This window comes from uncultured Gemmiger sp., assembly GCA_944388105.1.
In the GTDB taxonomy this organism is placed as follows: domain Bacteria; phylum Bacillota; class Clostridia; order Oscillospirales; family Ruminococcaceae; genus Gemmiger.
The window spans coordinates 1-14,038 of the sequence record CALXHN010000056.1; the positions used below are offsets into that span (position 1 = coordinate 1).

Consider the following 14,038-nt stretch of genomic DNA (forward strand, 5'->3'; position numbering starts at 1 on the left):
TGGATCAGCCGGTCCGCCAGCGCCGCAAAGCTCAGTCCCTCTTTCTCCATCAGCTTGGGGTACATGCTGATGGCCGTGAACCCGGGGAAGGTGTTCAACTCATTGCACAGAACCCGGCCGGTGCCCTTCTGCACAAAGAAATCGCAGCGGGACAGTCCGGCGCAGCCCAGGGCCAGATACGCCCGACGGGCCAGCGCCCGGACTTCGTCCAGCTTGGCCTCGCTCAGCCGTGCGGGGATCAGCACCTGGGACACCCCGTTTTTGTACTTGTCGTCGTAGGTGTAAAATTCCGCTCCGGCCAGGATCTCACCGGGCCGGGTGGTAAAGACGGTGTCGGGGGCGTCGGGGTTGCCGATGGCGGCACACTCCACCTCCTGCCCGTCGATGAACTCCTCAAAGACCACCTTGTCGTCCTCGGCCAGGGCCACGTCCACCGCCCTGCGCAGCTCGGCCCGGTCCCGGGCCTTGGAGATGCCCACGCTGGACCCGGCGTTGGCCGGCTTCACAAAGACCGGGTAAGGCAGCTTGGCTTCCACCATGTCCAGCACCTTGTCGGCGTCGGCTTCCACGTCGGCGCGTAGGGCGAAGCACCAGGCGCAGTGGGGCACGCCGGAAGCATCCATCACGGTGTTGGCCACCGCTTTGTCCATGCACACGGCGCTGGCCAGCACGCCGCAGCCCACATAGGGCAGGCCCGCCAGCTCAAACAGCCCCTGGATGGTGCCGTCCTCGCCGTTCTTGCCGTGGAGTACCGGCACCGCCACATCCACCGGATGCTCGCACCAGCTGCCGCCCTCCTTGACCAGCAGGGCGCGCATGGTGCGGTCGGGGCTCAGGGCGCAGGGGGCGCAGTTGGCGGCGTCCGCCTGCCAGCTGCCGTCCTCCACATGCTCAGCGTCGCCGGCATAGCGCAGCCACTGCCCTTTTTTGGTGATGCCCACCGCCGTGACCTCGTACCGTCCGGCGCAGGGCGGCTGACGCAGCGCCCGCAGCCAGGCCGCCGCGGACACGCAGCTGACTTCATGTTCACTGGATACACCGCCGAAAAACAGGACCAGGCGGATCGGTTTATCTTCAACCATACAGATTACATCCCCTCGTGTATTGAAACGCATAACATTTCAGCTTATAATAATACCATATTTACCCGCGGGTTAAAAGATGTTTGCCCAAAAAAGAAAAAATAAAACCGTCTGTGATTTTTCTGCCCGCCGCGGTCAAAAAAGGCTTGACAAGGCGGACACCCCGTGGTAAGATAACGGTTGTAAAAAAAGCAGCGTCCGGCTAGATTGCCGTCGTTCACCTTGCGGGCCGCAACGGGCTCCGGGTCATAGATACCGAAGCGTGGGCACTTTCGCCCGCTTTGGCATGGTATGGTCTGTTCGGCGGCTGCTTTTTACGGCAGCCGCTTTTGTTATTCACTTTACGTTTTGTATGGGAGGTGTATTCCAATCGCCAGCACTAACACTACCAAGGAACTGGAGATCAACGAGCGCATTCGTGACAAGGAGATCCGCCTGATCGGAGCCGACGGCTCCCAGATGGGCATCATGTCCCCCCGTGACGCGCTGCGCATGGCCATGGATCAGGACCTGGATCTGGTCAAGGTCGCCCCGCAGGCCAAGCCTCCGGTGTGCAAGATCCTTGATTACGGCAAGTACCGCTTTGAAATGCAGAAGCGGGAAAAGGAAGCCAAGAAAAACCAGAAAGTCGTGGAAGTCAAGGAGATCCGTCTTTCTCTGAACATTGATACCAACGACTTCAACACCAAGGTCAATCAGGCGGCCAAGTTCCTGGCACAGGGCCACAAGCTCAAGGTTTCCATCCGGTTCCGCGGCCGTGAGATGGCGCACACCAACCTGGGTCTGGACGTGCATCGTCGTTTTGCCCAGCAGCTGGAAGGCAAGGGTGTTGTTGACAAGCAGCCCAAGCTGGAAGGCCGCAGCATGATGATGTTCATGTCGCCCGCGCCCGTCAAGTAACCCAATATTAGGAGGAAAAACAAAATGGCAAAGCTCAAACTGAAGACCTGCTCCGGCGCCAAAAAGCGCTTCAAGATGACCGGTACCGGCAAGATCAAGCGCAATGCGTCCAAGCGCCGTCATATCCTGACCAAGAAGACCACCAAGCTGACCCGCGGTCTGCGCATGAACCACTATGTGGACAAGACCAACGAGGCCACCGTGCGCCGCATGATGCCCTACGGCGGCTGATTGCCCACCCCGCACGAAACCACCGGTTTGAATATGACTGTATAAAAGGAGATAGAATACAATGGCTCGTATCAAAGGCGCTACCATGACGCACAAGCGTCGCACCAAGACCCTGAAACTGGCGAAGGGCTACTACGGCTCCAAGTCCAAGCATTTCCGCATGGCCAAGCAGGCCGTGATGAAGTCCGGCAACTACGCTTTCGTCGGCCGCAAGCTGAAGAAGCGCCAGTTCCGCAACCTGTGGATCACCCGCATCAACAATGCGGTCCGTGCCCAGGGCATGAACTACTCCACCTTCATGAACGGCCTGAAGAAGGCCGGCGTGGAGCTGAACCGCAAGATGCTGTCCGAGATGGCCATCCATGATCCCGCCAGCTTCACCGCTCTGGTGGAGACCGCCAAGAAGGCTCTGTAATCAAGAACATAACCCACCCAAAGACGCCCGCGCACATGCGCGTGCGTCTTTTTTGGAATTGTGAGCAATTTTATGGACATCTTACCTGTGATCACCAGCCGGGACAATGCCCGCATCAAGCGGATGTGCGCCCTGCGTGACAGCGAAAAACAGCGCACCGCCGCAGGCCTTCTTTTTGCCGAAGGTCCCAAACTCTGCCTGGAACTGGCCAAGGACTGTCCCCTGACCGAACTCTACGCCACCCAGGCGGCCCTGGACCACACCCCGGCCCTGGCTGCCTTCGGGGACCGCACCACCCTGATTGCGCCCCATGTGGCGGAAAAGCTGGCCGGGACCCGCTCTTCCCAGGACGTGTTCGGGCTGTTCAAAGCCCCTGACACCGACCCGGCCCCTCTGCTGCAAACCGCCCGCCGGATCCTGGCCCTGGAAGGGGTGCAGGACCCGGGCAACGTGGGCACTTTGCTGCGCAGCGCCGCCGCTTTCGGGTTTGACGGGGTGCTGCTGGGCCCGGGCTGTGCCGCGCCCTTCTCCCCCAAAGTCCTGCGGTCCTCCATGGGGGCGGCGGGGCGGATGCCCGTGGGCGTCTGCCATGACCTGCCCGCCGCGCTGGAAAAACTGCGGGCCCGGGGCGTCACCTGTCTGGCGGCGGCCCTCTATCAGGCACGGCCGCTGGATGCGGTGGGTACCGATCTGTCCGGCGGGGTGTGCGTGGTCATCGGCAGCGAGGGCCAGGGCCTGAGCGATGCCGCCGTGGCCGCCTGCGACGCCGCCGTGCGCATCCCCATGACCGACCGGGTGGAAAGCCTGAACGCCGGGGTGGCCGGCAGTGTTTTGCTGTGGCATTTCAGAGGAGTTTGATGTACAATGGATACCGTCCTGTATTGGATGTGGCTGGCCGACGGGCTGGGCTCCGGTTACCGGCAGGCCAGGGACCTGCTGCGGCAGTGTCCGGACCCCCGGACGCTGTATGAGCGCATTGCCCGGGAACTGCCCCTGCCCAAAGCCCTGCACAGGACGGCCCTGGCCCGACTGAAAGCCACCCACCCTGCCGCGCTGCAGCCCCGGCTGGAAGCCTGTGCCCGCCTGGGGGCCCAGATCCTCACCCCCCAGGACATTGACTACCCCGAACGGCTGCGCACTTTGCCCGACATGCCAGTGACGCTGTATGTCACCGGTTCCATTGCCTGCCTCAACGGCGGGCGGTATGTGGGCATGGTGGGCACCCGCCGTCCCACCCGCTACGGCCAGCAGGCCTGCCATGACCTGGGCCTGCACCTGGCCCGGGCGGGGGTGGTGCTGGTCAGCGGTCTGGCCGACGGCCTGGACGCCGAAGCCCACCGGGCCTCCGTGGAGGCGCATACGCCCACCGTGGCCTTTCTGGGCACCGGCATTGACAAGACTTTCCCCGCCGCCAACGCCGACCTGCGGTATGCCATCGAAGCAGGGGGCGGGGCGGTGGTCACCGAATATCCGCCCGACTACCAGGGCAAGACCACCGGGACCTTTCTGGCCCGCAACCGGCTGATCGCCGGACTTTCGGAGGTGGTCTGCGTCACCGAGGCCCGCCGCCGCAGCGGGACGCTGAATACCGTGTCCCATGCGGTGCGGTACGGCCGTCCGGTGTTCAGTGTTCCGGGCAGCATCTACAGCCCCACCAGCGAGGGTACCAACGATCTTTTGCGGGAGGGCGGGGCCCGCCCGCTGTGTCAGGCCTCCGACGTGCTGAATGCGCTGGACCTGCCCGACGCACCCGCCCCCGGGCCGTCTGCCCCGGAAAGGGAACTTTCTTTGAGCCAGGACGCCCGCCGGGTGCTGGAAGTCCTGGGCCCGGTGCCCCGCACCCCCGCCCAGGCGGCGGCGGATACCGCCCTGCCCATGCCCCGGGTGCTGGCGGCACTGATGGAACTGGAATTTGCGGGGGCGGCTGCCTCCCACCCGGGACAGCTGTACACCGCCGAGCGGTAAACCTTTATTCAGGAGCGAAGCTATGCCAAAATTAGTCATTGTGGAATCCCCGGCCAAGGCCAAGACCATTGGCAAGTACCTGGGCCGCGGGTACAAAGTCACAGCCAGCATGGGCCATGTGCGCGACCTGCCGGCCAGCCAGCTGGGCATTGACATTGAACACGGCTATACCCCGAAATATATCACCATCAAAGGCAAGCAGAAACTGGTCAAAGAGCTGAAAGCCGAAGCCAAAAAGTGCGACGGCGTTCTGCTGGCCACCGACCCGGACCGGGAAGGGGAGGCCATCAGCTGGCATCTGGCCAATCTGCTGGGCCTGGACCCGGCTGCGCCCAACCGGGTGACCTTTGACGAGATCACCAAAAAGGGCGTCAAGGAAGGCATGGCCCATCCCCGGGCCATTGACATGGACCTGTTCAACGCCCAGCAGGCCCGCCGGGAACTGGACCGTCTGGTGGGCTACAAGCTCAGCCCCTTTCTGTGGCGCAAGGTGCGCCGGGGGCTTTCCGCCGGCCGTGTGCAGAGCGTCACCGTCCGCCTGATCCGGGACCGGGAACTGGAGATCGAGCGTTTTGTGCCGGAGGAATACTGGAACATTGACGCCAACGTGAAGCCCGCCGGCGGCGGGGCTTCCTTCACGGCACGGCTCTCCGCCTCCGCCGACGGCAAAAAGATCACCGTGCGCACCAAGGAGGAGGCGGACAAGATCCTGGCCTCCCTGGAAGGCAAGGCCTACAGCGTGGTCAAGGTGGACAAGGGCAAGCGCCGCCGTGCGCCCGCCCCGCCCTTCATCACCTCCACCCTGCAGCAGGACGCCAGTCGGGCCTTCGGCTTCTCCGCCACCCGCACCATGCGGGCGGCCCAGACTTTGTACGAAGGCATGGACATCGAGGGCCACGGCACCGTGGGTCTGATCACCTATATGCGTACCGACTCCCTGCGCATCTCCGACGAGGCCGTGGCCGCCGCCAAGAGCTTCATCGGCGGGCGCTGGGGGGAGCGGTATGTCTGCTCCACCCCCCGCCACTGGAAGTCCCGCTCCGCCACCGCGGCCCAGGACGCCCACGAAGCCATCCGTCCCTCCATGCCCGAACTCACCCCCGATGAGGTGGAAAAGAGCATCTCCGGGGATACCGCCCGCCTGTACCGGCTGATCTGGTCCCGCTTCATGGCCAGCCAGATGGCCGACTGCCTCATGGATACCATGTCGGTGACGGTGGGAGCGGGGGACTGGCTCTTCCGTGCCTCCGGCTACACCGTCACCTTCGACGGCTTCACCGCCCTGTACGAGGAAGCCACCGACGATACCAAAAAGAAGGAGACCGCCCTGCCTCCCCTGGAAGCGGGACAGCCTCTGGACCTGTACAAGCTGACGGCGGACCAGAAATTCACCCAGCCGCCGCCGCTGTACACCGAAGCCGCCCTCATCCACGCCCTGGAAGAGAACGGCATCGGCCGTCCTTCCACCTACGCCCCCACCATCAGCACCATCATCGACCGGGGCTATGTGGAAAAGGAAAACAAGAAACTGAAGACCACCCCGCTGGGTCAGGCGGTGAACCAGGTCATGCTGGAAGAGTTCCCCGACATCGTGGACCCCACCTTCAGCGCCGAGATGGAAAAGAAGCTGGACGTGGTGGAAAACGGTCAGGCCGACTGGGTGCAGACGGTGGACGAGTTCTACCAGGGCTTTGCCCAGAGCCTGGAAAAGGCCGAGAAGGACATGGAGGGCAAGAAGGTCAAGGTGGCGGACATCCCCACCGATGAGATCTGCGACAAGTGCGGCCGTCCCATGGTCATCAAGTCGGGGCGGTACGGCAAGTTCGTGGCCTGCTCCGGCTTCCCGGAATGCCGCAACGCCCATCCCCTGGTCAAGGACACCGGCGGTCTGTGCCCGGTGTGCGGCGGCCACATGCTGCTGCGCAAGAGCGCCAAGGGCCGGGTGTATTACGGCTGCGGCAACTATCCCACCTGCAACTTCATGACCTGGGACGAACCGGTCACCGAGCGCTGCCCCCAGTGCAACAGCACCCTGTTCAAGCGCAAGGGGCAGCTCATCTGCCTGAAGGAAGGCTGCGGCTTTGTGAAGGAAGCCGCCCCCAAGAAGGAGTAACATGCACAAGATTACGATATACGGCGCCGGTCTGGCCGGGTGCGAAGCCGCCCTCTGGCTGGCGGAGCACGGGGTGCAGGTGGACCTGTACGAGCAGAAACCCGTGCACTTTTCCCCCGCCCACAAAAGCGAGGGCTTTGCAGAGCTGGTCTGCTCCAACTCCCTGAAAGCCGAGCGCCCGGACTCCGCTTCCGGCCTGCTCAAGCTGGAGATGCGCGCCATGGGCAGCCATCTGCTCCAGGCCGCCGAGACGGCCCGGGTGGCCGCCGGGGGCGCTCTGGCCGTGGACCGGGACCGGTTCAGCGCCGAGGTCACCCGCATGGTGGAAAGCTGCCCGGGCATCACGGTGCACCGGCAGGAAGTCACCGAAATCCCGGAGGATGCCCCCATCCTGGTGGCCACCGGCCCCCTCACCGAGGGCGCCCTGGCCGAGGCCGTGGCGGCTCTCTCCGGCGGGGAGGAACTGAACTTCTACGACGCGGTGGCCCCCATCGTCACCGCCGAAAGCCTGGATTACAACAAGGTGTTTGCCGCTTCCCGGTACGGCCGGGGGGAGGCCGACTACCTGAACTGCCCTTTCAATAAAGAGGAGTACGAGACCTTCCACGCCGCCCTCATCAGCGCCGAGCGGGCCCCCCGCCACGACGCCGACAAGGACCTGACCGTCTACGAGGGCTGCATGCCCATCGAGGTCATGGCCGCCCGGGGGGCCGATACCATCCGGTTCGGTCCTCTGCGTCCGGTGGGCCTCAAGGACCCCAACACCGGGCACCGCCCCTGGGCCAACGTCCAGCTGCGCAAGGAAAACACCGCCGGGACCCTGTACAACCTGGTGGGCTTCCAGACCAACCTGAAATGGGGGGAGCAGCAGCGGGTGTTCCGGATGATCCCGGGCCTGGAAAATGCGGAGTTTGTGCGCTACGGCGTCATGCACCGCAACACCTTCCTGAACGCACCCAAGGTCCTGGCCCCGGACCAGAGCCTGAAACAGCATCCCAACGTCTTTTTCGCCGGCCAGATCACCGGCTTTGAAGGCTACATGGAAAGCGCGGCCAGCGGCCTGCTGGCGGCGCGGTCGATCTTTGCCCGTCTGAACGGCAGACCCTACACGCCGCCCCCGGCCTCCACCATGTGCGGCGCGCTCATCGATTATCTCATGACCCCCAACAAGGATTTCCAGCCCATGGGCGCCAACATGGGTATCTTGCCCCGCACCGCGGAGATCACCTCCATCCGGGACAAGCGGGAACGTTATCTGGCGCTTTCCAACGCCGCCCAGACCGCCATGGCCGCCTGGGTGGCCCGACAGGAGGACGTGGAATGAAGATTCTTTTGGACGTGATGGGCGGCGACAACGCCCCCAACGCCGTGCTGCAGGGCGCCGCCGACGCCGTGAAGGAGTTCGGCCAGGGCATGACCATCGCCCTGCTGGGCCAGGAGGAGGTCATCCGCAAGGCGGCCGCCGAGCTGAACATCGACCTGGCACCTTTTGAGATCATCAACTGCACCGAGGTGGTCACCATGGAGGAGGACCCGGTCAAGGCCGCCCGCCACAAGCCGGACTCCAGCCTGGTGAAGGGCCTGACCATGCTGAAAAAAGGCGAGGGCGACGCCTTCGTCTCCGCCGGCTCCACCGGTGCCTTGCATGTGGCCACCAGCCTCATCGTGCGCACCGTCAAGGGGGTCAAGCGCCCCGCTCTGGCCACTCCCATGCCCGGTATCCAGCAGCATTACCTGCTGCTGGACTGCGGCGCCAACGCCGAATGCCGCGCCGACATGCTCAACGCCTTCGGCACCATGGGCAGCGTCTATGCCCAGAAGGTCATGGGCCGCAGCAATCCCAGCGTGGCCCTGGTCAACAACGGCGCCGAGGACCACAAAGGCACCCCTATGTACCGGGAAGCCCACCAGAAGCTGAAAGCCAACCCCTCCATCCGGTTCGTGGGCAACATCGAGCCCCGCTACATCCCGGAAGGCAAGGTGGACGTGGTGGTCTGCGACGGCTTTGTGGGCAACGTGGTGCTCAAGCTTACCGAGGGCGTGGCCACCAGCCTGCTGGGCATGCTCAAGCCCATCTTCCTGAAGAACCTGTTCACCAAACTGGCCTATCTGACCATCAAGGACGGCCTGCGCGGGCTGAAAAAGATGATGGACTCGGAGGAAGTGGGCGGCGCGCCCCTGCTGGGGGCCGCCAAGCCGGTCATCAAGGCCCACGGTTCCAGCAAGGCCCGTGGCATCAAGAACGCCATCCGTCAGGCCAAGACCTGCGTGGAGAATGATCTGTGCGGCACCATGGAGAAGGCTCTGGCCGAGACCATGGCTGCCGCCCAGGACTGAGTGAAAGGACGGACCCTGTATGCCGAACCGCTCTTTTGAAAAGCTGGAACAGGTGCTGCATTATCAGTTCAAGAATCCGGCACTGCTGCGCATTGCCATGACCCACACCAGCTTTGCCAATGAGTCCAAGGTGCCCACCCACCACAACGAACGCCTGGAATTCCTGGGCGACAGTGTGCTGTCGGTGGTGGTGGCGGATTACCTGTTCCACCATTCCTCCCGCCCCGAGGGCGAGCTGACCCGCATGCGGGCGGCTCTCGTCTCGGAGGAAGCCCTCTTCCGCTTTGCCGCCGAGATCGACCTGGGCAGCTATCTGCGCCTGGGCCACGGCGAGGAACTGGGCGGCGGCCGCACCCGCCCCAGCGTGGTGTCCGACGCCTTCGAGGCCCTCATTGCCGCCCTGTATCTGGACGGCGGCATGGAGGTGGCCCGCAACTTCATCCTGCCCTTCATCACCGAGGGCAAGACCGCGGACCCCGACTACAAGACCAAACTGCAGGAACTGGTGCAGGAAAAACCCGGCGCCGAACTGCGGTACGCGGTGGTGGGCCAGTCCGGCCCCGACCACGACAAGACCTTTGAGGTGCAAGTCACCCTGAACGGCAAGGCCCTGGCCACCGGCAAAGGCCGGAGCAAGAAGGCGGCGGAACAGCAGGCCGCCAAGCAGGCCCTTGCCGCCCTGAACCCCTGATTACGGAAAGGAACCCGCCTGCATGCGCTTAAAAGAACTTGAGATCCAGGGCTTCAAGTCCTTCCCGGACCGCACCAAGGTGGCCATCGGTGCCGGCATCACCGGCGTGGTGGGCCCCAACGGTTCGGGCAAAAGCAATATCTCCGACGCCATCCGCTGGGTCATGGGCGAAACCAGCTCCAAGCAGCTGCGCGGCGCGGGCAAGATGGAGGATGTGATCTTCGGCGGCACCCAGACCCGCGGGGCCATGGGCTATGCCGCCGTCAGCCTGACCATCGACAACGCCGACCATGGACTGGCCATGGACGCGGAGGAAGTGACCATCGGCCGCCGGTATTACCGCAGCGGCGAAAGTGAATACACCATCAACGGGCAGAACGTCCGTCTGAAAGATATCTACGAACTCCTGCTGGACACGGGTCTGGGCCGGGACGGCTACGCCATCATCGGCCAGGGCCGCGTGGCCGAGATCGTGGGCGCCAAGAGCGCCGAGCGGCGGGAGATCTTTGAGGAAGCCTCCGGCATCGCCCGCTTCCGCTACCGCAAGAACGAGGCCGAGCGCCGCCTGGCCGCCGCCGAGGGCAATCTGGAACGCCTGCGGGACATCCTGGGCGAACTGGAAGGCCGGGTGGGTCCCCTGAAGCGGGACAGTGAGAAGGCCCAGAAGTTCCTGGAATACTCCGAGACCCGCAAATCCCTGGAGGTCACCCTGTGGGTGGACTCCATCCGTCGGGCCCAGGACGCCGCCCGGGACCAGCAGCGCCGGTATGAGGCCGCCGAGTCCGACTACGCCCGCCTCTCCCGCCAGCTGGATGAATTCGATCAGAAGACCGAAGCCCTGCGGGAGGAAGCCCAGCAGCTCATGCTCCAGGTGGAGCAGGCCAACGCCGACATCCGCGCTTTGACCGAAGCCGGGGCGGGCAGCGACAGCCAGATCGCCGTTCTCCACAACGAGAACGAGCACGCCCGGGCCCAGATCCAGGATGCCGAGGCCGAACTGGCCCGGGCCGGGGAGGGCGCCAAGGGCATCGAGGCCGAGACCAGGGAGCACCAGGACGCCATCGAGGCCCTGCGCGCCCAGCTGGCCCAGGCGGACAAGACCATCTCCGACCTGCGGGCCCAGATGAACGCCCTGGAACAGGAAGCCCTGCAGAGCGGCGAGCGCCGGGACGTGGTGGAAGCCGCCATTGCCCGCCTGCAGGATGCCGCCACCGCCATGAAGGTGCGGGCGGCCTCCCTGACCTCCGCCGCCGAAGCTTCCCGCGCCCAGCTGGACGGCCTGCGCAACCAGGCCGCCGCGGCCTCCGGCGCCGCCGACCGGCTGAACGCCGAGCGGGAACTGGCCGCCCAGGCCCTGAAAGAGGCGGAGGAGAAGGTCACCCGCTGCGACAACATCAAGGCCGGACTGAAACTCAAGCTGGAAAGCCGCCGCCGTCAGCAGGCCGAGGCCGCCGACGCCCTGCAGAAGGCCGACCGGGACCGCTCCAACACTGCCCAGCGCATCCGCATTCTGGAAGACCTGGAACGCAACCTGGACGGCTACCAGCAGAGCGTCAAGACGGTCATGCGGGCCGCCGCAGCCAACCGGCTGCGGGGCATCATCGGCCCGGTGGCCGGCATCCTCACGGTGCGCAAAGGCTACGAGACCGCCATCGAGACGGCCCTGGGCTTTGCCTTGCAGAACATCGTGGTGGAGGACGAGCGCTGCGCCCGGTCCGCCATCGCTTTCCTGAAGGAAGAACGGGCCGGCCGAGCCACCTTCCTGCCTCTGGACACCGTCCAGGGCAACCGGTTCAACGGCCGCCTCACCGGCACCGCCGAGGTGGCCGCCGACCTGGTGGAAGCGGACGACCGCTACCGCCATATCATTGACAACCTGCTGGGCCGCATCATCGTGGTGGAGGACCTGGCAGAGGCGTCCGCCGTGGCCAAAAACCTGGGTTACCGCAACCGCATCGTGACCCTGGACGGTCAGGTCATCAACGCCGGCGGTTCCTTCACCGGCGGTTCCACCGCCCGCAGCGCGGGTGTGTTCAGCCGCAAGCAGGAACTGGAAGAACTGCGTGTCAAGCTGAAAAAGCTGGAACAGCGCCGGACGGACGCCGAGCGGGAAGCCAAGGCCCGTCAGGCGGAAGCGGATACCCTGGCCGCTGAGCTGGCCGGGGCGGAGAGCGAGAGCGTCAACGCCGCCTCCGAACGGCTGAAAGCCAGCCTGGACCTGGAACGCCTGGACGCCGCCGTGCAGGAGGGCGCCGCCGCGGCCCAGCGCCGGGGCGCCGAGATCAAGCAGCTGGAAGACCAGCTGAAGGAGAACGAGACCGCCCGGGCCCAGGCCGAGACCGGGGCCGCCGCCGCCCAGACCGAACTGGACAAGTACAACGCCGAGCTGTCCCAGCTGGGCGAGAGCACCGGCGAACTCAGCCGCCGCCGGGAAGCCCTGACCGCCTCCCTCTCGGAAGCCCAGATGAACCGCCTCACCGGGGAGAAGGACATCGGCCTGCATGAGGCTGCCCTGGAGACCCTGCGGGGCCGCACCGGGGAAGCCGAAGCCCGGGCCCGGGAACTGCAGGCCAATATCGAGGCCGCCAAGCAGACCATCGCAGCCAACGAGCTGCGGGTGGCTGAGATCGAGCGGGCCCGCGCCGAGACCAAGGAAAAGATCGCCGCCGCCGAACAGACCATCCGCACGGCCAACGCCGCCCGGATGGAGAAGGAAGCCGCCGTCACCCGCATGGGCCAGGAAAACCGGGCCCTCACCGACGAGCGGGAACGGATGAGCGGGGAGATGGCCCGTCTGGCCGAGCGCCGCGCCGCCGCCGAGAGCGAGCTGAACACCACCGCCGCCAAGCTGTGGGATGAGTACCAGCTCACCGAGGCGGAAGCCAAAGGCCTGTGCGTGGAATTTTCCAACGTCACCGACCTGCGCCGTCAGGTCACCGAAGTCCGGGCCAAGATCCGCGCCCTGGGCAACGTGAACGTGGGCGCCATCGACGAATACAAGGAGGTCAAGGAACGGTACGACTTCCTCAAAGCCCAGGTGAGCGACGTGGAGCGCTCCAAGTCCGAGCTGACCCGGATGATCGGGGAGCTGCGGGGCGAGATGGAGGAGATGTTCTCCAAGAGCTTCAAGGAGATCAACCGCAACTTCGGCCACATCTTCCGGGAACTGTTCGGCGGCGGTTCCGCCCGCCTCTACCTCTCGGACGAAAACAACGTCCTGGAATCCGGCATCGAGATCGAGGTCTCGCCCCCGGGCAAGGTCATCCGCAACCTGTCCGCCCTTTCGGGCGGCGAGCAGGCGCTGGTGGCCATCTCCATCTACTTTGCCATCCTGGAAGTCAACCCCTCGCCCTTCTGCATCCTGGACGAGATCGAAGCCGCCCTGGACGACGTGAACGTCACCCGGTATGCCCAGTATCTGCGCCGCATGACCGACAAGACCCAGTTCATCGTCATCACCCACCGCCGCGGCACCATGGAAGCCGCCGATGTCCTGTACGGCGTGACCATGCAGGAGGACGGCGTGTCCAAGCTGCTGCGCCTGGACCTGAACAACGTCAGCGCCGACCTGGTCAACTGACCTTGCCGGTTTTCATCCTACATATCCCACGGAGGTGTGCCCTATGGGCCTGTTTGACAGTTTTAGAAAGAAAAAGCTGCAGGACGGCCTGGAAAAGACCCGCACCGGCTTTTTCCAGTCCATCGTCAACACCCTGACCAATTCCCAGATCGACGACGATCTGTACAACGACCTGGAAGAACAGCTGATCCTGGCAGATGTGGGCCCGTCCACCGCCGTGCGGCTGGTGGATGAGCTGCGGGACGTGGTGGAGCGTGACCACCTCAAGACCGGTGAGCAGGCCCTGAAGGCCCTGCGGGAGATCATCCGGCTGGAGATCTCTCCCCATGACGAGATGGACCTGACCGGTCACCCGGCGGTGGTCCTGGTCATCGGGGTCAACGGGGTGGGCAAAACCACCACCATCGCCAAGCTGGCCTACCTGTACAAGGACCTGGGCAAGCGGGTCATGCTGGCGGCGGGGGATACCTTCCGCGCCGCGGCCAGCGAGCAGCTGGAAACCTGGGCCGAGCGGGCCGGGGTGCCCCTGGTCAAGGCCGGGGAGGGCGCCGACCCCGCCGCCGTCATCTTCGACGCGGTGCAGAGCGCCAACGCCCGGGGCTATGACATGGTCATTGCCGACACCGCCGGACGCCTGCACAACAAGAAGGGCCTGATGGACGAGCTTTCCAAGATCGCCCGCAGCGTCAAGAAGGCCAGCCCCGAAGCCAGCCTGGAAGTGCTG

At 64.9% G+C, this 14,038-nt stretch carries 12 protein-coding genes; 11 read left to right on the top strand and 1 reads right to left on the bottom strand.

Translation table 11 applies throughout. The features are described from left to right. Positions 1-1,082: D-alanine--D-alanine ligase family protein (locus Q0K17_RS07430; protein ID WP_294541608.1), on the bottom strand; the 1,082-nt coding region annotated here is incomplete at its 3' end. 348 nt (positions 1,083-1,430) lie between these two features. On the opposite strand from Q0K17_RS07430, the gene infC reads away from it, so the two are divergent. The 11 genes from infC to Q0K17_RS07485 form a co-directional block, all read left to right on the top strand. Beyond that, positions 1,431-1,982 (top strand): translation initiation factor IF-3, encoded by a 552-nt coding sequence (infC, locus tag Q0K17_RS07435; RefSeq protein ID WP_294541619.1) that lies wholly within the window; start codon positions 1,431-1,433, stop codon positions 1,980-1,982. Between the two features lie 24 nt (positions 1,983-2,006). Further along, positions 2,007-2,213, top strand: a complete 207-nt coding sequence (gene rpmI, locus Q0K17_RS07440; protein ID WP_204646712.1) for a 50S ribosomal protein L35 — start codon at positions 2,007-2,009, stop codon at positions 2,211-2,213. Between the two features lie 61 nt (positions 2,214-2,274). Next, positions 2,275-2,628 carry a 50S ribosomal protein L20 gene (rplT, locus tag Q0K17_RS07445; protein WP_294541632.1) on the top strand — a complete coding sequence of 118 codons (354 nt, stop codon included), beginning with the start codon at positions 2,275-2,277 and terminating at the stop codon, positions 2,626-2,628. A gap of 72 nt (positions 2,629-2,700) precedes the next feature. Beyond that, the gene (locus Q0K17_RS07450; RefSeq protein ID WP_294541635.1) at positions 2,701-3,486 is read left to right on the top strand and encodes an RNA methyltransferase; all 786 of its coding nucleotides are present in this window, start codon (positions 2,701-2,703) and stop codon (positions 3,484-3,486) included. 6 nt (positions 3,487-3,492) lie between these two features. Beyond that, positions 3,493-4,593 (top strand): DNA-processing protein DprA, encoded by a 1,101-nt coding sequence (gene dprA, locus Q0K17_RS07455; RefSeq protein ID WP_294541637.1) that lies wholly within the window; start codon positions 3,493-3,495, stop codon positions 4,591-4,593. 22 nt (positions 4,594-4,615) lie between these two features. Further along, positions 4,616-6,706, top strand: a complete 2,091-nt coding sequence (topA, locus tag Q0K17_RS07460) for a type I DNA topoisomerase (protein ID WP_294541640.1) — start codon at positions 4,616-4,618, stop codon at positions 6,704-6,706. Between the two features lies 1 nt (position 6,707). Then, positions 6,708-8,030, top strand: a complete 1,323-nt coding sequence (gene trmFO, locus Q0K17_RS07465) for a methylenetetrahydrofolate--tRNA-(uracil(54)-C(5))-methyltransferase (FADH(2)-oxidizing) TrmFO (RefSeq protein ID WP_294541642.1) — start codon at positions 6,708-6,710, stop codon at positions 8,028-8,030. Beyond that, on the top strand, positions 8,027-9,043 hold the full coding sequence (plsX, locus tag Q0K17_RS07470; protein ID WP_294541644.1) for a phosphate acyltransferase PlsX: 1,017 nt from the start codon (positions 8,027-8,029) through the stop codon (positions 9,041-9,043). Before trmFO ends, plsX begins: the two co-directional genes overlap by 4 nt. 19 nt (positions 9,044-9,062) lie before the next feature. Further along, positions 9,063-9,734: a ribonuclease III gene (rnc, locus tag Q0K17_RS07475; RefSeq protein ID WP_294541648.1), complete on the top strand. Its 672-nt coding sequence runs from the start codon at positions 9,063-9,065 to the stop codon at positions 9,732-9,734. Between the two features lie 22 nt (positions 9,735-9,756). Beyond that, the gene (smc, locus tag Q0K17_RS07480; protein WP_294541652.1) at positions 9,757-13,314 is read left to right on the top strand and encodes a chromosome segregation protein SMC; all 3,558 of its coding nucleotides are present in this window, start codon (positions 9,757-9,759) and stop codon (positions 13,312-13,314) included. Between the two features lie 43 nt (positions 13,315-13,357). Continuing rightward, positions 13,358-14,038 (top strand): signaling recognition particle receptor family protein (locus Q0K17_RS07485; protein WP_294541654.1); only part of this gene is annotated, 681 nt, incomplete at its 3' end.